The sequence below is a fragment of the Actinoplanes sp. NPDC048796 genome (assembly GCF_040650035.1).
Taxonomy (GTDB): domain Bacteria; phylum Actinomycetota; class Actinomycetes; order Mycobacteriales; family Micromonosporaceae; genus Actinoplanes.
Window position 1 is genome coordinate 310,570 of the sequence record NZ_JBEZGO010000002.1, and the last position, 21,681, is coordinate 332,250.

Here is a 21,681-nt window from a genome sequence, read left to right on the forward strand (position 1 = left end):
TGTCCGCCGTCCACCAGGCCTCTTCCGCGCGGGCTCGGTGACCATCGCCGCCGCCCCTCTGCTTCAGGGGCGGGCGAGGGCCCCGTACAGGAAAAGATCGACCAGCTCGGCCGCCGGAAGGTCGGGCCCCCGGCCGCGCCCGGTGATGACACCGAGAAAGGCGTCGGTCACCGCCTCGGCGGAAAGGCGCAGGCTGTCCCGGTCAGGTTCAACAAGCTCCAGTACGGCCTGCCGGGTAGCCGCCTGCGCCTCCTCACGCGAGGCCGAAAGGGCACGCAGCCCGCCGTCGCCCGAGCTTGAACGGCGGTCGCGGGCGTCCGGAGCGGACCGGTCGGCGTCGCCCGAGGCTAGAGGACGCGCATGCGCGCCCGCCCGGCCAGCGTCGCCCGAGAGTGGACGGCGGTCATGGGTGCCCGAAGCGGCCAGGTCGGTGGCGGCCGAGAGTGGACGGCGGTCATGGATGCTCGAAGCGGCCGGATCGGTGGCGGCCGAGATCGGACGGCGGTCATGGGTGCCCGAAGCGGCCGGATCGGTGGCGGCCGCGATTGGACGGCGGTCGGGCGCGTCTGAAGCCGGTTGGTCGGTGTTGCGGGGGCGGGGGCGGCGGTTGGGCATGCCGGAGGCGCGCAGGGCGCCGATCACCGCGCCGATGCGGCCGCCGTGGGCGTCCAGGGCTTCGACGGCGTCGATGAGGCGGTCGGCCAACGGCTGGTCGAGGGGGATGGCGTGGAGCTGGGACAGGACGTTGGCGGGGTCCAGCGCCCGCAGAATGCAGGCCTCGAGCAGGGCTTCCTTGTCGTCGAAGACGCGGAAGATCGTGGCCTCGCCGATGCCCGCGGCGCGGGCGATCTGGGCCGTGGTCACGGCGGCCCCGTGCTCGGCCACCAAGGGCAGAGCGGCGTTGACGATCGCCTCGCGGCGCTGTTCGGGTGTCATGCCCGGCGCTCGGCGCCGAGCCGAAGGCTGCGTAGTCATAACCGCCACGGTACGGAGTGAGTACTCACTCCGTCAATGGAACACCGGGGCCCGGAAGTCCGGCCGGACCGTCTAGAATCACTTCAACGCGCTGGTCCGGTAGCCCGGGCCGGCCGAGCGGGAGTGGCGTAATAGGCAGCCGCGCGGGTTTTAGGTGCCCGTGCCCGAAAGGGCGTGGGGGTTCAAGTCCCCCCTTCCGCACCATCGCTTGACCCTATAGTCAGATCATCTTTATATTGCGCGGCATGGCGAAGGCTATGCGGGAACCCACCTTCTGGATCCTGACCGCGCTCGCGCAGCAGGCCCGGCACGGCTACGGGATCATCCAGTCGGCCGCCGCGCTCTCCGAAGGACAGGTCAAGTTGCAGGCGGGCACGCTGTACGCGGCTCTGGACCGGCTGCACGCCGAAGGCCTCATCGAGGTCGACCACGACGAGAAGGTGGACGGCCGCGACCGCCGCTACTACCGCCTCACCGCGGGCGGGGTCGCCGCGCTGGACGCCGAGGTCGCACGCCTGGCCCAGAACGTTCGCACCGCGGGGCGCCAGCTGGCCGCCCGCCCCGGTCGCGGCGACGCCGCCATCAATCCCGACCTCGGCCCGGCCACCGCATGAGGCGCGACCACTCCCAGCAACTCGGGGCTCGCTACCGGGTACTTCTTCGCGCCTATCCGAAAGGGCGGCGCCGGGAGGAGCTGCTCGACACGCTTCTCGAGGGGGCGCCGGCGGATCGGCGGCGGCCCAGCGGGCGGGAGGTGGTCAATCTTCTGCGGCACGGGCTGCGGGCCCGCCTCGGCCGGCCGGGCAGCAAAGGCGTGGTTGCGGTCGCCGTCCTGGTCGCTCTGATCGGCGGCTTTGCCGGCGCGGCGGGCACCGCGCGGGTGGCCTGGGAGTTAGCGCCTGAGTATCCGAGCGGGGCCGCTCTGGACGCCATCGCGGCGACGGTCTTCCCCGGGGTGCGGGCGAACGCCGAACCGGATCGGGGCGGGCTCTTCACCGACGTGTCCGAGCGGGGCACCGCCGACGTGCTTCTGTGGGGGCACACCGAGGACTTCGGCTTCTCCGGAGTGACCATCTACCCGGACAAATGGTTCATACCCGGCGACTATCGGTTGTGGACCGTCGAAGCTCAGGAGCGCCTGGTCAAGGAGGGCTGGCAGGTGGGCGACGCCGAGATCACCGGACCGACCTGGACCGCCACCGGCGAGATCGATGACACCGGGCGTACCTTCAGCGCCACCCGGGACGGGCTGGCGATCAAGGTGGAGTCCATGACCGACGTCGTCGACACACCGGCCGGGTCGTTCTACGTCACCGCGCGGCTCGACCGGCTCGTGCCCGGCTTCGTCGGGCCGGCCGGCGCGCTGGGTCTGGTGGCCGGGGCGCTGATCGGCTGGCTGGTGGCCGGCTGGGCGAGCCGGCGCACCGAGTTCGCGCGGGCGGCGCCCCGGGCGGTCACGCTTCTCTCGTCAGTGGTCGCGCTCGTGCTGCTGCTTCCGCAGGCGCTGGTCGGGCTGGCCGCGCTGATCTCCGAAATGCTCTCGAACGGTCCGCCGATCCGGCCATTCTGGTCACTGAGCTTGACGTACGGGTATGGCTGCACCCTGGCGGGCATCGTCGCCTTCGCCGTCGCTCTCCTGGCCGCCGTCCTCGCCCGCCACCCGGCAGAGGACCCCACAGCCGAAACGCCGTAACGGCCGCGCCCCGAGGACGCGGCACGCCTCACCGGCGGCCGGCCGCGCCTGAAGAACCCGCATCCGCGTGGTACCTCGTCGCGCAGGCCGCAAGAGCGTCGGCGGCGCACCGGAAGACCCGCGCGAAGCCGCCGGCAGCGTACCCGTGACGCGACGCCAACCGGAGAAGCTGGACGAGGACGCCGCCAGGAGGAACTACGGCACGACGCCGCCCGAGTACCCGCACGAGGTCAGCGGCAGCAGAACCCGCGCTACGACGCCGGCAGCAGGAGGGCCGGGGCGAGGACGCCGGCGGCAGGAGGGCCGGGCGAGGGCGCCGGCGGACGGGGACGGCGGACGGCAAGAAGACGTGAAGGGCGAGACTGAGCGCACACGTTCGTACGGCCGGGAAGCCCCGATGATGTGGGTATGGGAATTGAGTTCGTCGTGGATCCGGCGCTTACCGAGGATCTGAAAGAGCGGGCGGTTGCCCTCTGGGTGGACGTCACCAACGCCGGCGGGGCCGTGGGCTTTGTCGCGCCGGTCGAGGCCGGCGCCGTGTGGCCGGTGGCCGAGGCGGCGTTTCAGGCGGTGGCGGACGGCTACGACCGACTGCTCGTCGGGAGGGACGGGGATGAGCTGGTGGCGCTGCTCTTCGTCGTCGACAACCGGTTTGCACTGAAGAGCCACTGGCGGGTGCTCAAGCGGGTCATGGTGGCGCCGAAGAGCCAGGGCAAGGGGTACGGGGCCGCGCTCATGCGGGAAGCCGAGGCGCTCGGGCGGCGGATGGGGCTGGACGCCCTCCAGGTCACCGTGCGCGGCGGCCTGGGCATCGAGCGGTTCTATCGGGGGCTCGGCTACCGCGAGGTGGGCCGGATCCCGGGCGCTCTGCGGCTGGCGCCCGGGGACGATCGCGACGAGACGTACATGTGGCTCGACCTCTAGGTCAGCCGCACTTCGAGGCCGTGCCGGCGGCCAGGTCGACGGCGGCCGGCGCCGGCGGGGCCGGCGGGGCCGTCGTGGCTTCGGTGGTGGCGACGGGCGTCGACTCGAGCAGCGGCGCCGCCGATGAAGGAGCGGGCGGCTTCGGCGCGGCGGACGACGGCTTGACCTTCGTAGCGGCCGGGGCCTTCTTCTTCTTGGCGGCCGGGCTTGAGGCGGTGACCTTCTTGGCGACGCCGCCGGCCAGCTTGAGGCCGGTCCTCTGGGTCTGGCCCTCGGCCAGCTTGATGTCGGGGAGCGTCACCGAGTTGCCGTAGATGTCGGTGACCTTGACCTTGAAGGGGCCTTTGCCGGCGCCGCTCGGCAGCGTCCAGTAGTTGAAGTCCTCGTGGGTCGCCGCCTTGAACGTGCCGCCCGAGCCGGCGATTTTGACCGAGGCCAGCTGGTTCGAGTGGTTGTCGATGAGCACGCTCAGCCAGTACTGCGACGAGCCTTCCTTCACCCGTACGGACAGCGAGCCCGGCACGGTCGCGTTCGGCACCGTCTTGTACGTGATCGGGATGATGCCGTCCGACTGGACGCCGATCTTCTTGAACGCCGTGAGGCTCAGGTCGAGGTGGCCGGCCGGGCACTCCGGGCACGAGTCGATCACCTTGACCCGGGTCGAGCCCTTGGGGCCGGTGACGTCGATGTACGTGCCGCAGGCCGCGCCCTCCGAGTACTGGTTGTGCTGTCCCAGCGCCACGAAGAGGTCGTCGGCCGGCGCCGACGGGAACGAGCAGTTACCCAGCGTCCCGTCCAGGGAGAAGTAGGTCGCCTTGCCCTTGCTCGCGGTCGTGGACGGCGGGGCCGCGCAGGCGGCGCCGCTGTTCTGGAAAACAAGGGTCAGGCCCAGGACGGCGGCGAGGACGGCGGCGCCTCCGGCGGCGAGCCAGCGGGGCGTCAGCAGGCGAAATCTTCCGGTCACGCCGTCCGACCCTGCACGCTCGCCGGGGCGGCGGCAACTTTCCTAAGACACTCCTAAGACTCGCCTCACCCGTTAGGTCCGAGTACGTCGACCGGATCGCCCACCTTAATCGACACACCGGACATGTCGGGAATGAGGTTGATAGCAAAGAGTAATCCGTCGTCGAAGCGGCGATGCTCGGCGAGCATCCGCAGCGGCTCCCGGCCCTTCTCCCCCGTCTCCTGATCGATGGTCGTCACCAGGCAGCGCGCGCACGCCTTGGCCGCCCGGAACGTCGCGTCGCCGACCCGCAGCCGCTGACCCAGCCAGGAATCCTCGGCCCAGGCCGGCGCGCCCCCGACGACCAGGTTGGGCCGGAACCGCGTCATCGGAACCGGCTCGTGAGCAGCGGACGAGAGCCAGTCGTTGAGCGCGGCCAGCGACCCCTCGTTCGCCAGCAGCATCGGGAAGCCGTCGGCGAAGCTGACCCGGTCGTCCGGCTGGGCGTGCGACTCCAGCGCCCGCCCCCGCGTGTCCTGCTGCCACACCAGCCGGGCGTCGCGTCCGAGAAAGCGGCTGCTCCACTCCTTCTCGGCGACGCGGCCGGGCACCGCTTGCTTGCGCCGGAACACCCGTACACCCTCGATCGGCCCGTCTTTCGGCTCGTCGATGTCGAGGTCGGGCCGGCCGGGCGCGCTCAGCACCAGACCGCCCGGGCGGTGACGAACGCGCAGCTGGGTGAGGCGAGGGGTGTCGCGCTGGGTGATGCCGACGCCGTCCGGATCGACCATCAGCCAGCGGCGGTCGCCGGCCAGACCCCACGGCTCCACCTCCGCCACGTCGTGCTCGATCCGGTGACAACCCTTGACGGGGTACGAATAAAGGGCCGTGATGCGCATGCCGGCCAGCCTTTCACGCGCGCCTAAGAGGCCCCCCAGCAGCGGGTGTAAAGCTCCGGGATGCGGAACATCGAACGGGCGCCGTCGCCGTTGTCGCGGACCACCCGCTCGAGGAAGCCGAGCCGTTCCAAAAGGCGTACCTGCTCGCTGACCGGCCCTTCCGCGGGCTCGAAGAGCCCTTCGACCTCGCCCAGGCTGAACAGTGTGCGTTTGCCGGCCCGGCAGTTCAGCACGAACGACGACGCCACCTTGAAGTCGTTCACCACCTCGGAGAAGCTGAGCTCCGACACCTCGGTCATGGCCCGGGCGACCGCCGCCGCCGAGAACAGCGGCAGAGTGCTCACGGTGTCGCGGGGCCGGGCCGAGTATTCGCGCGCCAGGTGAAGGAGCAGAACCGCCAGGCGCGGCGAAACGTCACCATTCCCATTGCGTACGGAATCAGAAAGCCACCGGTCGATCGGACGGCCCTCGACCGTGGCCGGGAAGAGCACGCTCAGCGCCGGACGGGTCTCGAACCCGCCGGCCGGCAGCCGCAGCCGCTCGGCCACCCAGCCCAGCGGCTCGTTGGCCAGCACCCGGCGTACCAGCACCTGAAGCCAGTCGTCCTCGGTCCAGTCCAGCACCAGCCGGCGCGAGACCAGTTTGTTCTTCTCCTGGATGTCGTAGAGCTCGAAGAGGTCGGTGCGGAGGAAGACGACCAGGTCGAGCCCGTCGAGCAGGCTGATCCGCCCCTCCACCTGAAGCAGCCCCTGCACGACGGCTTCCTGGCGCGCCCGGTCGTACTTGAAAAGCTCGTCGATCCGGTCGAAGAGCACCACCGCCCGGCGCTTCTCGGCCCGCAGGATCTTGTCGGTGACGTTCAGGAAGGCCTCGACGTCGACCGTGCTGGTGCTGGGCGCGCTGCCCGCCGGCAGCTCGGCCTCCAGGTTGACCGGGCCGACGGCGAAGCGCAGGGTGGTGCCGCCGAACGGGCGGGCCATGGCCCGCAGGGCCCGCTTGGTGCGGCCGATCGCCCGGCTGGGCAGGCCCACGGCCGTACGCAATTCCGCGCCTTCCTGAAGCAGCTTGCGGGGCGCGTCCTCGGGCAGGGCCGCCGCTACCACCGCGGCCACCACCACCAGCCAGGCCGCCCGCAGCGTGTCGGCGTCGTGGGTGGCCGGCCCGGCGATCCGCTGCAGGAGGTCGCTGGGGTTGGCCACCGGGAAGACCTCGACGCCCTCCTGACCGGCGGAAAGCTTGTGGAAGATCGCGCTCTTGCCGGCGCCGCGGTCGCCCACGACGATCGAGCGGCGCTGACTGAGGATCGACCCGACGTTCTGCCAGAGGACGAAGCTCTCCTCCAGCAGGTCGTCACGCTCGGCGTCCTCGGCGCCGAACCGCAGGTCGGCCAGCTCGAACGGGTGGCCGGCCAGCCGCCAGGCCAGATAGACGTCGCGGACCAGGTCGGGCAGGACCACTGTCGGGCCGGCGGCCGAGCCGGCCGGCCCGTTGAGGAAGAGCCGGACCGCGTCGTCCTCGAGGACACCCGACCGGGCGGCCAGCACGTCGAGGCGTTCGCTGCCGCCGGTCAGGGCGAGCCGGTCGAGCAGGGACCGGGTCTTGGCGGGGTCGGAGGTGCCGTCGACGACCCGCTCGATGATCCGCTCGATGTAGTCGCGGATCGACGCCTCGCCCGCGGCCTCCACCCCGTCCACGCCCTGGATCAGCCGGCGGAACAGCAGCGCCGCCTCGTCGCGGCTGAGCGGGGCCAGCGTGTACGCGGCGAACTGCTCCAGGCCCCCGGTCACCGGCGGCCGCGAGCCGATTACGAACTGCCAGCGTGGCAGCGCGCCGCTGAGCTCGGTGAGGGCCGACGCCGTACCGGCCGGGTCGACCGCCGCGTCGAGGCTGTCGAAGACCAGGACGGGCCGTTCCAGCTCCAGCTCGACGGCCCGTAACACCTCGATCGTCTCCGACACGGGCGGCGCCCCCGACGACGATCGCAGCGTCGGCGCCCCGACGGTCTCCAGCGCCCGGCTGCTCACCTCGGACGCCCGGCGCACTCCCGACAGGTCGACGTGGAAGACGGACCGGCCGCGCTGCCGCAGGTCGTCGCCGAGCATGCGCAACAGCACCGTCTTGCCCGATCCGTCGATGCCGAGCACCAGCACGCCCGCCGACCGGCCGTTCTCGATATCGGCCAGGATCTCGGTCAGTTCACGGCGGCGGATCGGCAGCGTGTCGGTCACCCTGCACACGGTAGCGGTGCCTTTCTATGAATTTGAGAGCAGACCGTCCCCGGCCGCGAGCCGGTCGAGCACGCGGGCCAGGGCGGTCCGGTCGGTGGCGCTGAGCGAGGCGATCAGCTCCTCGTCGAGAAGCGCCGCGACCTCGGTCGCCGCCTCGAGCAGGCGCGCGCCCTCGACGGTCAGGTGCACCTGCTGCTTGCGGCGATCGGCCGGGTCACGGACGCGGGCCACCGCCCCGCGCGTCTCCAGCTGGTCGACCAGCAGCACCACGAGGCTCGGGGCGACCCGCATGACCTGGGACAGCTCCCATTGCGACTCGGCACCCTTGAGGCGCAGCGCGCTGAGCACGGCCACGTGCTTGGGTTTGAGCCCGAGCTCGGCCAGCCGGGCCGCGAACTGCGCCTCCTGAGCGACCCCCAGCACCCCGAGCCGGAACGACACACTCCCCACCGGCGTGCGCGGCCTGTCACTTGCCATGGCGCCACCATAGTGGCCAAATATGATTCTCAATCTGAATGATTAATCGCCGCCATCCGGGCGTCGAGCGCCGCCACCCGCTCTCGGATCTTCGTCGTCGTAGTAGCCCTCTTCGCACCAGCCCACGACCTGCTCCCAAGAGGCGATCAGCCTGGTCGGCAGCGCGCCGCCGGACGCCGCGAGGAACCGCTCGACGAAGACGTCGTCCCCGATCACTGATCCATTGTGGCGTCCTTGACGTAGACGAGCGCGTCAATTTCCGGCAGATGGGCCGGGTCGAGCGGGGCGTAACCGAACCAGGGCGACTCGCGCATCTCCGCGTCGGCCGGCAGCTCTCGAGGATCGACCACGAAATGGCCGGGCGTCCGGTCGTACAGCAAGCCCTCGATGGTTGTGCCCGGCGGGGTTTCCACACCACGACGGCGGATCGTGCCGAGGGCGGTGGCCACGAAGGCATAACCCGGTCCCAGGCGGGTGGCCGCGATCGAGCCGGCGCTCCACCAATGCAGCAGCGGGCCGCCCAGGCGAATGCTGCTCCGGGCCCGCTGCAGATGACTGTTCTGCGCGAAAGCCATCACCGGCCCGTGCCGCTCGACGAGGGCGAGCAGATTGGCCGCCATCATTGTGGCCCGCTGGCCGAGCACCCGGGTCAACCGCGCCGGCGACGGATCGGCCATCCAATGGTGATAAAGCAGAAGGCCGATTGCCGTACGCCCGTACAACCGCCCCCGGTCCCTCTCCTCAGCCGACCCGGGCGTCTCCGCCTCGAACAGGGCGGCCATTTCATCGGCCAGCAACCGCAACTGCCGAGCCTCGGGCGTCCGGCCCACCGACCGCGAAGGATCCATCATCGCGTCCGGATCGGGCCACCGCTCGTCGTCGCCGATCAGACGGTCGAGCTCCGCCACGGTGCACGGCTTGTCGGCGAGAAGGCCGTGCAGCCCGAGCAGGGCCTCCCGCGGGCTCGCCCCACCGGTGATCTCCAGCGGCCCGTCGAAGCCCGCGAAGCGCACCCTCCCGGTCAACGGCCGATTGCGGTTGTACGCGTGCATCCAGCGCACAAGCTCACGATTCCCCGCCATCGTGCCGAACTCGTGGCTGAAGCCCCGCGCCATGACGTCGTCCAGCGTGCCGATCCCGTGCACGACATAGTCGTCGACGATCAGCCCCATCAGGCAGTCGCTCTCGATGGCGATCGCCTGGAACCCCTCCCGCTCGACGAGTTCCCGGAAGAGGTCGTTGCGCACGCGAAGCAGCGAGTCCTCGAAGTGGGTCGGCTCACCCAGAGCCAGCAGCCGCGGCCGCCCCGGCAACAGCGCCAAAATCTCAGCAATCATGCCTCTCAACAGTATCGTTGAACCGACGGTTGAAACTTGGCTCATGCCGAACCCTCGACACCCACGCCCGGTCGACCTGGCCCGCGAACACGGCTTGTCCACCCAGGCGATCCGCAACTACGAGGCTTCGGGCATCCTCCCACCGGCCGAACGCACGGAATCCGGCTATCGCGCCTACACGCAGCGGCACGCGGGGGCGTTGCGGGCCTTCCTCGCCCTGATCCCCGGCCACGGCCACCGCACCGCCGCCACGATCATGCAAACCCTCAACCGGGGTGCCACCGAGGAGGCCCTGCGCCTGATCGACGAGAGCCACTGCCAGCTCCTGGCGGACCGCCGCACCTTGCACGCCGTGGAGGCGGCGCTGCGCGACCTGAACCCGACCGAACCGTCGCGGGGCGACACCTTCGTCGGCCCCCTGTCCCGCCGGCTCGGCCTCCGCCCGGCCACCCTGCGCAAGTGGGAACGGGCCGGCCTGGTTCACCCCCGCCGAGACCCACAGACCGGCTACCGCGTCTACTCCCCCGCCGACATCCGCGACGCCCAGCTGATCCACCAGCTACGCCGAGGCGGCTACCTCCTGAACCAGATAGCCCCACTGATCACCCAGGTCCGCACGGCCGGCGGCGTCGAGCCCCTGGAGTCCACCCTGCACGACTGGCACACCCGCCTGACCGCCCGAGGCCGGGCGATGCTGGCGGGCGCCGCCGCCCTCGACGCCTATCTCACCGCCATCCCGGGGTAACGTCCCGGCATGGGACGGTTGGTAGCGATCAAAGCAGCTGCCCTCTTCGACGGGGTCTCCCCGGACCCGGTCCACGACCCGGTGCTGGTGCTGGACGGCCCGGCCATCGTCAGCGCCGGCCGGACGGCGGTCCCGCCGGACGCGGACGTGACCGACCTGCCCGGCGCCACCCTGCTTCCCGGATTGATAGACACCCACGTCCACCTCGCGTTCGACGCCGGCGCCGACCCGGTCGCCACCCTCGCCGCCCGGGACGACGACGCCGCGCTGGCCGCCATGACGAGCGCGGCCCGAGTCGCCGTCCGGGCCGGAATCACCACGGTGCGCGACCTCGGCGACCGCGACTACCTCTCCCTGCGCCTGCGCGACGTTCCCGGCCTGCCCACCATCGTCGCCGCCGGCCCACCGGTCACCACGCCGGCGGGGCACTGTCACTTCCTGGGCGGGGCGGTCGACCCGTCGCCCGCGGGACTGCGGGCGGCAGTGCGCGAGCGCGCCGACCGCGGCGTCGACATCGTGAAGGTGATGGCCAGCGGCGGCACCATGACGCCGGGCACACGCCAGGAGATCGCCCAGTTCACGACCGGCCAGCTGAGGGTGCTGGCCGACGAGGCGCACCGGCTCGGCCTGCCGGTGACTGCGCACGCCCACGGCACCGGCGCCATCCGGGCCGCCCTGGACGCCGGCGTGGACGGCATGGAACACGTCTCGTTCTGGAGCGCCGACGGCGTGGACGACCCGGGCGACCTGCTCGGGCGCATCGCCGCGAGCCGCGTGGCGGTGGGCGTCACCGCCGGCGTCGCCCCGATCCCCGGAGTGTCACCGCCGCCGGCGGTGATGATGCGAATGCCCCGCATCATCGCCAACACGAGGGCCATGTACGACGCCGGCGCCCGCCTGATCATCGGCACGGACGCCGGCATCGGCCGCCCGAAACCGCATGACGTGCTACGGCACGCGCTGGCCCAGACCTCGATGATCGGCCTGGACGCCGTAACGGCGCTGCGCCTGGCCACATCGGCCGCGGCCCAGGCGTGCGGCCTCGGCCACCGCAAGGGCCGCCTCGCCCCGGGCTTCGACGCCGACATCCTGGCCGTCCAGGGCAACCCACTGGACGACCTCAGCACCCTGCACCACACTCAGGCCGTCTTCACCCGCGGCACCCGAGTCCTGTAGAACAACCGCCTGAGTGTGACCGACAGCGATAGTCGTCACCGCCTCGGAGGCTTCAGCGTTGCCCGTGCCGGGGGTGTCGCCGCTGGTCGTTCGGCGAAGTGCTCATCTGCCCGCGACGGTGTCGGACATGATGGCGGATGGTGTCGAGAAACGCGGAACCTGCTTCGACGTTCGGATGACAGCGCCCCGGGCGGGGCCTCCGACGACCAGGAGCAACCGACATGATGCCGTACCTTTTCGGCCTCGAGCTGACCACGCCGCAGACCGGATTCCAGCAGCGCGAACGTGACCTCAGCATGGGCCGGCTCGCCGCCCGCCTGTCGTTCCGCCGCACCGCGAGGCTGCGGAAACAGCGGCCCTCGGCGCACTCCGGCGCCACCGACAGTGGCAACTGTTCAGATGGAGCGGGCAACCACGGGTAGCAGATGAGGGCGTCGTGAACGCGGAGGGCAGATCCGTACACGTGAGGTGACGGCTGCGGACCGCAGCTCGGTTGTCAGGCGAGCTCCTGCTTGAACCGCCAGGCGTCGGCGACGATGTCGGTCAGCTCGGTACGGGCCGGCCGCCAGCCCAGCACGGCGCGGGCGCGCTCCGAGGAGGCGACCTGCGCGACGATGTCGCCCGGTCGCCTCGGCTGTCGTTCGACCGGCACCGGGCGCCCGGTCACCTGCCGCACGGCCTCGATGACCTGCTGGTTGGAGAAGCCAGTGCCGTTGCCGAGGTTGAAGATGTGGTGCTCGCCGGCCCGCGCGTGTTCCAGGGCCAGCAAATGCGCGGCGGCCAGGTCGGCAACGTGCACGTAATCGCGCACACAGGTGCCGTCGACGGTGTCGTAGTCGTCGCCGTAGAGCGGCAGCGCCGGCCGTTCCCCCGCCGCCACCTGCAGCATGATCGGTATGAGGTGGGACTCTGGATCGTGGCGTTCCCCGCAGGACTCGCCGCCGGGCCGAAGCAGAGCTCCGGAGGCGTTGAAGTAGCGCAGAGAGGTGGCGGCGAGTCCGCGAGCGGCCGCGTATCCGGTGAGCAGAGCGTCGACTGCGGCCTTCGTCGCCGCGTACGGATTTTTCGGTGCGATCGCCGCCGTCTCGGCGATGGGCATCTCCTTGGTATCGCCGTAAACCGTACCGGTGGACGAGAAGATCAGCCTTGGCACGTCATGGACCCGCATCGCCTGGAGCAGTCGTAAAGTGCCGACAACGTTGTTCTCCCAGTAGCGCTCCGGCTCACGCACGCTTTCAGCCACCTCGATGAGGCCGGCGAAGTGCAGCACTCCATCGAACCGAGCCGAGCCCAGCACGGCGTCGGCCTCATCCTGCACCGCGCCCCGCACGAAGGTCGCCCCGGCCGGCACGGCCGACTCACGGCCTGACGACAGATCGTCGAGCACGGTCACCTGGTGGCCTGCCTCGAGAAGCAGGGTCGTGGTCGTCGAACCGATGTAGCCGGCTCCGCCGGTCACCAGAAAGCGCATGGCGGCGAATCTACGGGCAAGGTCGAAGTTGTCCCATAGCAAGCGCTGAGGTCGGACAGCGAGGCCCTGGCTTCTGAAAGTTTTTATGCATAGTCTGCGGTAGTGAATGGTGGCGTGCTCGACCTGTTGGCCGGGGCCCGGCTCACGCCCACGCAGCGGCGAATCGCGCACTGCCTGGTGGAGCGGGGTGGGGCGGCGGCCGCCCTGTCGTCGGCTGAGGTGGCTGAGCTGGCCGGGGTCAGTCAGCCTTCGGTCACGCGGTTTGCGATCGCGCTCGGGTTTCCGGGGTATCCGGCGCTGCGGCGCGCCCTACGGGATGTCGGTGGCGGGCCGGCCGATGACCTCCGTGAGGACAACGCCATCCAGCGAGCGATCACGGCTGAAGCCGAGCATCTCGGGCGGCTGAGGGAGCAGTTGGGCAGCCTGGACGCCGTACGGAAAGCGGCTGATCTGCTTGTCGCCAGTCGGCCGCTGCCGGTTCTGGGGCTCAGGGCGGCGGCCCCTTTGGCGGGATATTTCGGGTACTTCGCGAGCAAGGTGCACCCGGATGTGCGGGTGTGGGACACGGGCGGGACGTCGCTGCTCGACCGGCTCGATCAGGCCCGGGTGGCGGGTGCCGGTGCCATGCTGGCCTTGGTGTTGCCGCGCTATCCACGGGAGTCGCTCGAGGTCGTCAAAGAGGCCAAGGGCATGGGGTACGCGGTTGTCGCGATCACCGACTCGGCCGTCAGCCCGGTCGCCGAGGACGCCGAGGTCGTGTTGCCGGCCGCCGTGGGCACTCGCCTGGTGTTCGACCTGCACACGGGGCCGATGGCGATGGCGATGGTGGTGTTGCAGGCGATGTGTGACGCGGATCCGGAGCCGGTGCAGCGCCGGCTCGAGGAATTCGAGGCGGCCGCCACGCGGCGGCAACTGTTCCAGGGGTAGAGGGGAAGATCGATGACGGAGATCCGGGCGCCGCGCGGTACGGCGTACACCGCGAAGGGCTGGCCGCAAGAAGCCGCCAAGCGGATGTTGATGAACAACCTCGACCCCGACGTGGCCGAAAGGCCCGAAGACCTTGTGGTGTACGGCGGTACGGGGCGGGCGGCGCGGAACTGGCCCTCGTTCCACGCCATCGTGCGCGAGCTCGACGAGCTCAAGGACGACGAGACCCTGCTCGTGCAGTCGGGCAAGCCGGTCGGTGTCTTCCGCACCCACGAGTGGGCCCCGCGCGTGCTCATCGCCAACTCCAATCTCGTCGGCGACTGGGCGACCTGGCCCGAGTTCCGCCGCCTGGAGAAGCTGGGCCTGACCATGTACGGGCAGATGACCGCCGGCTCGTGGATCTACATCGGGACGCAGGGCATCCTCCAGGGCACGTACGAGACGTTCGCCGCGGTCGCCGCCAAGCGCTTCCAGGGCACCCTGGCCGGCACACTCACCCTGACCGCCGGCTGTGGCGGCATGGGCGGCGCCCAGCCCCTCGCCGTGACCATGAACGGCGGCGTCTGCCTGATCGTCGACGTTGATCGGTCACGGCTGGAGCGCCGGGTCCAGACGCGGTACCTGGACGAGATCGCCGACAACCTCGATGACGCGGTGAATCGCGCTCTAACCGCCAAGTCCGAAAAGCGCGCGGTCAGCATCGGCGTGGTCGGCAACGCCGCCGTCGTGTTTCCGGAGCTGCTGGTCAAGGGCGTCGACATCGACATCGTGACCGACCAGACGAGCGCCCACGATCCACTCAGCTACCTGCCGGTCGGCGTGGATCTTGAGGATGCGAAAGACTATGCCGCGGCCAAGCCCGAGGAGTTCACCGACCGGGCCCGCGCCAGCATGGCCCGGCACGTCGCCGCCATGGTCGGCTTCCAGGACGCCGGGGCCGAGGTCTTCGACTACGGCAACTCGATCCGCGGCGAAGCCAAACTGGGCGGCTACGAGCGCGCGTTCGACTTCCCGGGCTTCGTCCCCGCGTACATCCGCCCGCTCTTCGCCGAAGGCAAAGGCCCCTTCCGCTGGGCCGCCCTCTCCGGCGACCCGGCCGACATCCACAAGACCGACAAGGCGATCCTCGACCTCTTCCCCGAGAACGAGGCCCTGGCCCGCTGGATCCGGATGGCCGGCGAACGCGTCGCCTTCCAGGGCCTGCCCGCGCGGATCTGCTGGCTCGGCTACGGCGAGCGCGACGTCGCCGGCACCCGGTTCAACGACATGGTCGCCAGCGGTGAGCTCAGCGCCCCGATCGTCATCGGCCGGGATCATCTCGACTCCGGGTCGGTCGCCTCGCCGTACCGGGAGACCGAGTCCATGCTCGACGGTTCCGACGCGATCGCCGACTGGCCGCTGCTCAATGCGATGATCAACACGGCCAGCGGCGCGAGCTGGGTGTCGATCCACCACGGCGGCGGCGTCGGCATCGGCCGCTCGATCCACGCCGGTCAGGTGTGCGTGGCCGACGGCACCGCACTGGCCGGTCAGAAGATCGAGCGGGTGCTGACCAACGACCCCGGCATGGGCGTCATCCGGCACGTCGACGCCGGCTACGACTCGGACGCCGCCGACGGCGTCCACATCCCGATGCGACAGGACGACAAGTGAGCGCGACTTTCGCGGAGCTCTGGGCCGAGATCGCCCCGATCGGCCGGGTGGCCAACGGCTACGAGCGGTACGCCCTCGAAGAACCCGAACTGGTCCTGCGGGACTGGTTCCGCAACCAGGCGGCCCGGCGTGACATGCCGGTCACCGACGACGGCAACGGCAACCTGTTCGCCTGGTGGGGCGGGCAATGGGGGCACGACGCCGTACTGACCGGCTCGCACTTCGACTCGGTGCCGCACGGCGGCGGCTACGACGGGCCGCTCGGCATCGTCAGCGGCTTCCTGGCCGTCGACGAGCTGCGCCGCCGCGGCCACGTGCCGCGCCGCCCGATCGCCGTGGTCGCCTTCGTCGACGAGGAGGGCGGCCGCTTCGGGCTGCCCTGCCTCGGATCGCGCCTGCTCACCGGGGCCATCGAGCCGGAGACGGCGGCCGCGCTGACCGACCGCGAGGGCATCACGTTCGGCGAGGCGCTGGGCACCACCCCGGCCGGCCGGCTGCCCGGGCTGACCAGCCGGATCGGCGCGCTGATCGAGCTGCACATCGAGCAGGGCCGGGCCCTGGAGGTGCCGGTCGGCGTGGCCAGCGCCATCTGGCCGCACGGCCGCTGGCGGTTCGACTTCACCGGGCACGGCGACCACGCGGGCACGACCCGGATGGCCGACCGGCGCGACCCGATGCTGACCTTCGCCTACACGGTGCTGGCGGCGAACAAGGAGGCCCGGCTGTCCGGCGCGCACGCGACGGTGGCCCGGGTCGAGGTCGAGCCGAACGCCACCAACGCCATCCCGTCGCTGGTGCGCGGCTGGCTGGACGCGCGCGCGGCCGAGACGAACACGCTGGACGGCCTGGTCGAGGCCGTGATCAAGCGGGCCTACGACCGGGCGGCCCGCGACGGCGTCGAGGTGTCGGTGACGAACGAGTCGTTCAGCCAGGAGGTGTCCTTCGAGAAGTCGCTGGCCGCGCGCATCTCGGAGCTGCTGGGCCACGCGCCGATCCTGCCGACGGGCGCCGGCCACGACGCCGGCGTGCTGTCGGCGCACGTGCCGACGGCGATGCTCTTCGTGCGCAACCCGACCGGCGTCTCGCACTCGCCGGCCGAGCACGCCGAGGAGGCGGACTGCGTCGAGGGGATCCAGGCCCTGGCCCGGGTCCTGCTGGACCTGACATGACGGTCTATTTCGCCGCGCACGCCTGGCTCGGCGACCACCTCGCGCACGATGTCCACATCGAAGTCGCCGACGGCCGCTTCACCTCTTTGAGTTCCGGCAAATCGCCCGACGTCGTGCTGCCCGGACTCGTGGTGCCGGGCTTCGCCAACGCTCACTCGCACGCTTTTCATCGAGCCTTGCGAGGCCGTACGCACGGTGACGGCGGCAGCTTCTGGACCTGGCGCGACAAGATGTACGAGGTCGCGGCGCGCCTCGACCCGTCCTCGTACCTGGCGCTGGCCCGGGCCGTCTACGCCGAGATGGCGCTGGCCGGCATCACGGCCGTGGGCGAGTTCCACTATCTGCACCACGCTGCCGGCGGCGCCCGGTACGCCGACCCGAACGCCATGGGCCACGCGCTGATCACCGCCGCGGCCGAGGCCGGCATCCGGATCACTCTGCTCGACACGCTCTACCTCACGGCCGGCGTCGACGGCGCTCCCCTGCAAGGGGTGCAGCGCCGCTTCGGCGACGGCGACTTCGAGAGCTGGGCTTCGCGGGTGGCTGAGCTTTCCGGAGCCCCGCACGCCCTGGTCGGGGCGGCAGTCCATTCCGTACGAGCGGTGCCCGCCCCCGCGATCAGCGAGATGGCCACCTGGTCGTCCGGTCGTCCGGTCCATGTTCATCTCTCCGAACAACCGGCTGAGAACGAGCAGTGCCGGGCGGTCCACGGGTGCACGCCGACCGAGCTGCTGGACCGGCACGGGCTGCTCGGCGCGAACGTCACCGCGGTCCACGCCACCCACCTCACCGGACGCGACGTCAAGACGCTGGGCGGCAGCGGCACCGGAGTGTGCATGTGCCCCACCACCGAGCGGGACCTGGCCGACGGCATCGGCCCGGCCGGCGAGCTGGCCGCCCACGGCTGTCCGCTCAGCCTCGGCAGCGACGGCCACGCCGTGATCGACATGTTCGAGGAGATCCGCGGCCTGGAGATGAACGAGCGGGTGTCCCGGCTTCAGCGCGGCCGCTTCACCCCGGCCGGCCTGATGACCGCGGCCACCGCGCACACTTCCCTCGGCTGGGCCGACGCCGGCACCATCGCCGTCGGCAACCGGGCCGACCTGGTCTGCGTACGCCTCGACAGCGTCCGCACCGCCGGCACCGACCCGGCCCAGGCCCTCCTGGCCGCCACCGCCGCCGACATCACCCACGTGATCGCCGACGGCCGCCTGATCGTCGCCGACGGCCGCCACGTCACGATCGACGTCCCGCATGCCCTCAACACCGCGATCTCCGCCGTCCTACCCACCACCCGGCCTTCCTCCCCGCGCCCCGCCCGGCCTTCCTCCCTGCGCCCCTCCGCGGCCGCTCCGGCATCCGCCGCGCCCGGCTCAGCCCTACCCGAACCCGCCGCGCCCAGCTTCGCCGCGCCCGGCTTTGTCGCGCCCGAAGCGACCGCGCCCGAAGCGACCGCGACCCAAGCGACCGCGCCCGAAGCGGCCGCGGCCGAGCTCACCCCGCACGGCTCGGCCGCGCCGGAACCCGCCGCGCTCGAACCCGCGAGGCCCGCACCCGCCGCGCCCTCCTCCGGCGTGCCGTCCGGCGCGTCCACCGACGGCGGGACCGAGGGAGCCGAGTCGTGAGTCTGCTGATCGACAACATCGGGGAGCTTGTCACCAACGACGACGGGGACGGGATGCTCGGGCTTCGGCACGACGTCGCTCTGGTCGTCGACGGGGATCGCGTCGCCTGGATCGGGGCGCGCGAGCAGGCGCCGGCCGCCGACGAGCGGATCGACGCCGCCGGTGGGGCCGTTCTGCCGGGCTTCGTGGACAGTCACGCCCATCTGGTCTTCGCCGGGGACCGGGCCGCGGAGTTCGGCGCGCGGATGGCCGGCGAGCCGTACACCGGTGGCGGCATCCGGACGACAGTGGCCGCGACGAGGGCCGCGAGCGACGACGAGCTGCTGGCCAACGCGGCGCGGCTGGTCGCCGAGATGCGGCGGCAGGGCACCACGACCGTGGAGATCAAGAGCGGTTACGGGCTGAACGTGGCCGACGAGGCCCGTTCGCTGCGCCTGGCTCAGAACCTGACCGGCGAGACCACCTTCCTGGGCGCGCACGTCGTCCCGGCCGGGCACGACCCGGACGACTACGTCGCGCTGGTCAGCGGGGAGATGCTGGACGCCTGTGCCCCGTACAGCAAATGGGTCGATGTCTTCTGTGACCGCGGCGCCTTCGACGGTGACCAGGCGCGGGAGATCCTGACCGCCGGTATCAAGCGCGGCCTGCTGCCCCGCCTGCACGCGAACCAGCTGACCGCAGGGCCCGGTGTGCGACTCGCGGTCGAGCTGGGCGCCGCGAGCGCCGACCACTGCACGCACCTGAGCGACGCCGACGTGGCCGCCCTGGCCGGTTCCGCGACCGTCGCCACGCTGCTGCCCGGCGCCGAGTTCTCCACCCGGTCGCCGTATCCCGACGCGCGGCGGCTCATCGACGCCGGTGTCCGGGTCGCGCTGGCCACCGACTGCAACCCCGGATCGTCGTACACCAGCTCCATGCCCTTCTGTATCGCCCTGGCCGTCCGCGACATGCGGATGACCCCGGCCGAGGCGATCCACGCGGCGACCGCGGGCGGCGCGCACGCCCTGCGCCGCGACGACGTCGGCCGGCTGCGACCCGGCTCCAAGGCCGACCTGATGGTGCTCGACGCGCCGTCCCACCTGCACCTGGCCTACCGGCCCGGCGTACCCCTGATCAAGACCGTTCTGCACAACGGAGTGGCGCAATGACCGTCATCGTCCAGCCCACCGGCGTCACGCCGGCCGACGTCATCGCCGTGGCCCGCCACGACGCCCGCGTCGAGATCGCCCCCGAGACCGTCGCCGCGATGGAGACCAGCCGCGCGATCGTCGACCGGATCGAGGCGTCCGGCAAACCCGTCTACGGTGTGTCGACCGGCTTCGGCGCCCTGGCCAACACCCGGATCGAGCCGTCGCGCCGGGCCGAGCTCCAGCACGCGCTGATCCGCTCGCACGCGGCCGGTGTCGGCGCGCCCATGCCGCGCGAGGTCGTGCGGGCCATGATGTTGCTGCGCCTGCGGTCTCTGGCTCTGGGGCGTTCCGGTGTACGGCCGGTGCTCGCGCAGGGCCTGGCCGACCTGCTCAACCACGACATCACCCCGTGGGTGCCGGAGCACGGCTCGCTGGGCGCCTCGGGCGACCTGGCCCCGCTCGCCCACTGCGCGATCGTGCTGCTCGGCGAGGGCTGGGTGATCGGCAAGGACGGCGCCCGGCACTCGGCGGCCGAGGCGCTGCACGCGGCCGGCCTACGGCCGCTGGAGCTGGCCGCGAAGGAGGGCCTGGCCCTGATCAACGGCACCGACGGCATGCTCGGCATGCTGCTGCTGGCCATCGACGACGCGGCCCACCTGTTCACCATGGCCGACGTGACGGCGGCCCTGGCCATCGAGGCCATGCTCGGCTCGGAGCGCCCGTTCCTGCCCGAGCTGCACGAGATCCGCCCCCATCCGGGCCAGACGGCCTCGGCCGCCAACATCCTGCGCCTGCTCCAGAACTCGCCGATCATGGACTCGCACCGGGACGACCTGGCCCACGCGGTGCAGGACGCCTACTCGATGCGCTGCGCTCCCCAGGTCGCCGGCGCGGCCCGGGACACCCTCGATTTCGTGCGCCAGGTGGCCGCCCGCGAGCTCGTCTCGGTCGTCGACAACCCGGTGGTCCTCCCCGACGGCCGCGTCGAGTCGACCGGCAACTTCCACGGCGCCCCGCTCGGCTTCGCCGCCGACTTCCTGGCCATCGCCGCCGCCGAGGTGGGCGCGATCGCCGAACGCCGCGTCGACCGCCTGCTCGACGTGACCCGTTCCCGCGAGCTCCCGCCGTTCCTGTCCCCGGACGCCGGCGTCAACTCGGGCCTGATGATCGCCCAGTACACGGCGGCCGGCATCGTCGCCGAGAACCGCCGTCTGGCCGCCCCCGCCTCGGTCGATTCCCTGCCGACGAGCGGCATGCAGGAGGACCACGTCTCGATGGGCTGGGCCGCCACGAAGAAGCTCCGCACCGTCCTGGACAACCTGACGAGCCTGCTGGCGGTGGAATTGCTGTCGGCCGTACGGGGTCTGCAGCTGCGCCACCCGCTGACGCCTTCCCCGGCCGGCACGGCCGCCGTGGCCGCCCTGGCCCCCACCGCCGGCGCCCCCGGCCCCGACCTGTTCCTGGCCCCGGTCATGGAGGAGGCCCGCCGGATCGTCATGGACCGCGCCCTGCGAACCGAGATCGAGCGGAGCACCGGATCCCTGCTCTAGGTGGTGGTGTGGGGCCGCAACTTGAAGATCAGAATGCCGAGGTATTTGTTCATCCACTCCTGCTTGTGCGGGTAGCGGCGCGCGGCCTCCTCGGTGAGCCGGGGCTCGACGGTGGCCTCGATACAGAGTCCGGCCGCGCTGAACGTGTTGAGCAGGTCGGACATGGTGAAGGGGCGTTTGGTCAGGGCGATGTCCTTGTTCCAGCCGGTGCGGTAGGTGTAGTCGGCCCCGGAGAAGTACTCCTCGCCGAGCGTGGTCCCGTTCCGCTCGGTGCGTTCGACGGCGTACCGGATCGGCTGGGTCCTCGTCAGCAGGATGAAGCCGTCCCGGTTCAGCATCGCGCGCGCGGCCCGCAGCGTGCGCACCGGGTTCTCGGCATAACCGAAGGACTGCAGGAAAAGGACCCGGTCGAACGTACGCCCACGCAGTTGCGGCAGCGACTCCAGATGGGACAGGTCGCCCTGGATCAACTCAGCGCCGGCCGGTGGGTCCGAGACGAAGTTTCCCGCGATGTCCACCCCGGCCGACGCGACCGCGCCCGCGTGAACGAGCTCCGCCAGCTTGCCACCGTTGCCACAGCCCAGGTCGAGAATCGAGCGTCCCGTGACATCACCGAGGAGGTTCCGCTGGGCCGGCCACTCGACCAGCCGGTCCAGTGAATCTTCCCGAGCACGGGCGAGCTCGTAGTCCGCGGTGAGTTCCTGCCACGCGTGCCCCGCCGGCCGCCGATCGTCTGCCGTCATCTGCCGGAACCTCATT

General features: G+C 71.3%; 20 protein-coding genes, 1 tRNA gene and 1 pseudogene. 13 read left to right on the plus strand and 9 right to left on the minus strand.

What is annotated here, in order from left to right; genetic code table 11:
- Nucleotides 1-63: 63 nt before the first annotated feature.
- Nucleotides 64-975, minus strand: a complete 912-nt coding sequence (locus AB0C26_RS09660) for a TetR family transcriptional regulator (protein ID WP_360244446.1) — start codon at nucleotides 973-975, stop codon at nucleotides 64-66.
- A gap of 117 nt (nucleotides 976-1,092) precedes the next feature.
- On the opposite strand from AB0C26_RS09660, the gene AB0C26_RS09665 reads away from it, so the two are divergent.
- The 4 genes from AB0C26_RS09665 (at nucleotide 1,093) to AB0C26_RS09680 (ending at nucleotide 3,592) form a co-directional block, all read left to right on the plus strand.
- A tRNA-Leu gene (locus tag AB0C26_RS09665) sits at nucleotides 1,093-1,179 on the plus strand.
- Nucleotides 1,180-1,220: 41 nt separating this feature from the next.
- Nucleotides 1,221-1,589, plus strand: a complete 369-nt coding sequence (locus AB0C26_RS09670; protein WP_360244449.1) for a PadR family transcriptional regulator — start codon at nucleotides 1,221-1,223, stop codon at nucleotides 1,587-1,589.
- On the plus strand, nucleotides 1,586-2,668 hold the full coding sequence (locus tag AB0C26_RS09675) for a hypothetical protein (protein ID WP_360244452.1): 1,083 nt from the start codon (nucleotides 1,586-1,588) through the stop codon (nucleotides 2,666-2,668). The genes AB0C26_RS09670 and AB0C26_RS09675 overlap by 4 nt, the downstream gene beginning before the upstream one ends.
- A gap of 408 nt (nucleotides 2,669-3,076) precedes the next feature.
- A complete protein-coding gene (locus AB0C26_RS09680; RefSeq protein WP_360244455.1) occupies nucleotides 3,077-3,592 on the plus strand; it encodes a GNAT family N-acetyltransferase in 516 nt (171 codons plus the stop codon).
- Between the two features lies 1 nt (nucleotide 3,593).
- On the opposite strand, the gene AB0C26_RS09685 is transcribed toward AB0C26_RS09680, so the two are convergent.
- The 6 genes from AB0C26_RS09685 to AB0C26_RS09710 all read right to left on the minus strand — a co-directional run bounded on the left by AB0C26_RS09685 (nucleotide 3,594) and on the right by AB0C26_RS09710 (nucleotide 9,476).
- On the minus strand, nucleotides 3,594-4,556 hold the full coding sequence (locus AB0C26_RS09685; protein WP_360244458.1) for an expansin EXLX1 family cellulose-binding protein: 963 nt from the start codon (nucleotides 4,554-4,556) through the stop codon (nucleotides 3,594-3,596).
- Between the two features lie 65 nt (nucleotides 4,557-4,621).
- Complete coding sequence (locus AB0C26_RS09690; RefSeq protein WP_360244461.1) at nucleotides 4,622-5,434, minus strand: MOSC N-terminal beta barrel domain-containing protein; 813 nt, start codon at nucleotides 5,432-5,434, stop codon at nucleotides 4,622-4,624.
- Nucleotides 5,435-5,457: 23 nt separating this feature from the next.
- Nucleotides 5,458-7,662, minus strand: a complete 2,205-nt coding sequence (locus tag AB0C26_RS09695; protein WP_360244464.1) for a P-loop ATPase, Sll1717 family — start codon at nucleotides 7,660-7,662, stop codon at nucleotides 5,458-5,460.
- 24 nt (nucleotides 7,663-7,686) lie between these two features.
- Nucleotides 7,687-8,139, minus strand: a complete 453-nt coding sequence (locus AB0C26_RS09700) for a MarR family transcriptional regulator (RefSeq protein ID WP_360244467.1) — start codon at nucleotides 8,137-8,139, stop codon at nucleotides 7,687-7,689.
- Nucleotides 8,140-8,181: 42 nt separating this feature from the next.
- Entirely contained in the window at nucleotides 8,182-8,355 is a 174-nt protein-coding gene (locus AB0C26_RS09705; protein ID WP_360244470.1) for a hypothetical protein, read from the minus strand.
- On the minus strand, nucleotides 8,352-9,476 hold the full coding sequence (locus AB0C26_RS09710; RefSeq protein WP_360244473.1) for an erythromycin esterase family protein: 1,125 nt from the start codon (nucleotides 9,474-9,476) through the stop codon (nucleotides 8,352-8,354). Before AB0C26_RS09710 ends, AB0C26_RS09705 begins: the two co-directional genes overlap by 4 nt.
- A 43-nt stretch (nucleotides 9,477-9,519) precedes the next feature.
- Here AB0C26_RS09710 and AB0C26_RS09715 point away from each other — a divergent pair, with 43 nt between their 5' ends.
- From AB0C26_RS09715 to AB0C26_RS09725, 3 genes are all read left to right on the plus strand, one after another.
- Complete coding sequence (locus AB0C26_RS09715; protein ID WP_360244476.1) at nucleotides 9,520-10,221, plus strand: TioE family transcriptional regulator; 702 nt, start codon at nucleotides 9,520-9,522, stop codon at nucleotides 10,219-10,221.
- A gap of 9 nt (nucleotides 10,222-10,230) precedes the next feature.
- The gene (locus tag AB0C26_RS09720) at nucleotides 10,231-11,397 is read left to right on the plus strand and encodes an amidohydrolase family protein (RefSeq protein WP_360244479.1); all 1,167 of its coding nucleotides are present in this window, start codon (nucleotides 10,231-10,233) and stop codon (nucleotides 11,395-11,397) included.
- A 221-nt stretch (nucleotides 11,398-11,618) separates the two neighbouring features.
- Complete coding sequence (locus AB0C26_RS09725) at nucleotides 11,619-11,819, plus strand: hypothetical protein (protein ID WP_360244482.1); 201 nt, start codon at nucleotides 11,619-11,621, stop codon at nucleotides 11,817-11,819.
- Nucleotides 11,820-11,893: 74 nt separating this feature from the next.
- Here AB0C26_RS09725 and galE read toward each other — a convergent pair whose 3' ends face one another.
- On the minus strand, nucleotides 11,894-12,868 hold the full coding sequence (gene galE, locus AB0C26_RS09730; protein WP_360246498.1) for a UDP-glucose 4-epimerase GalE: 975 nt from the start codon (nucleotides 12,866-12,868) through the stop codon (nucleotides 11,894-11,896).
- Nucleotides 12,869-12,982: 114 nt separating this feature from the next.
- On the opposite strand from galE, the gene AB0C26_RS09735 reads away from it, so the two are divergent.
- From AB0C26_RS09735 to hutH, 6 genes and pseudogenes are all read left to right on the plus strand, one after another.
- The gene (locus tag AB0C26_RS09735; protein WP_360244485.1) at nucleotides 12,983-13,795 is read left to right on the plus strand and encodes a MurR/RpiR family transcriptional regulator; all 813 of its coding nucleotides are present in this window, start codon (nucleotides 12,983-12,985) and stop codon (nucleotides 13,793-13,795) included.
- Between the two features lie 12 nt (nucleotides 13,796-13,807).
- Nucleotides 13,808-15,448: a urocanate hydratase gene (hutU, locus tag AB0C26_RS09740; protein WP_360244488.1), complete on the plus strand. Its 1,641-nt coding sequence runs from the start codon at nucleotides 13,808-13,810 to the stop codon at nucleotides 15,446-15,448.
- Entirely contained in the window at nucleotides 15,445-16,617 is a 1,173-nt protein-coding gene (locus AB0C26_RS09745; protein WP_360244491.1) for an allantoate amidohydrolase, read from the plus strand. Before hutU ends, AB0C26_RS09745 begins: the two co-directional genes overlap by 4 nt.
- Nucleotides 16,614-17,900 (plus strand): annotated as a pseudogene (locus tag AB0C26_RS09750) (formimidoylglutamate deiminase); the annotation flags it as partial. The gene AB0C26_RS09745 and the pseudogene AB0C26_RS09750, both read left to right, overlap by 4 nt.
- 395 nt (nucleotides 17,901-18,295) lie before the next feature.
- On the plus strand, nucleotides 18,296-19,390 hold the full coding sequence (gene hutI / locus AB0C26_RS09755) for an imidazolonepropionase (RefSeq protein ID WP_360246500.1): 1,095 nt from the start codon (nucleotides 18,296-18,298) through the stop codon (nucleotides 19,388-19,390).
- A complete protein-coding gene (gene hutH, locus AB0C26_RS09760; RefSeq protein ID WP_360244494.1) occupies nucleotides 19,387-20,922 on the plus strand; it encodes a histidine ammonia-lyase in 1,536 nt (511 codons plus the stop codon). Before hutI ends, hutH begins: the two co-directional genes overlap by 4 nt.
- On the opposite strand, the gene AB0C26_RS09765 is transcribed toward hutH, so the two are convergent.
- Nucleotides 20,919-21,665, minus strand: a complete 747-nt coding sequence (locus AB0C26_RS09765) for a class I SAM-dependent methyltransferase (RefSeq protein WP_360244497.1) — start codon at nucleotides 21,663-21,665, stop codon at nucleotides 20,919-20,921. The genes hutH and AB0C26_RS09765 overlap by 4 nt on opposite strands.
- Between the last annotated feature and the right edge of the window lie 16 nt (nucleotides 21,666-21,681).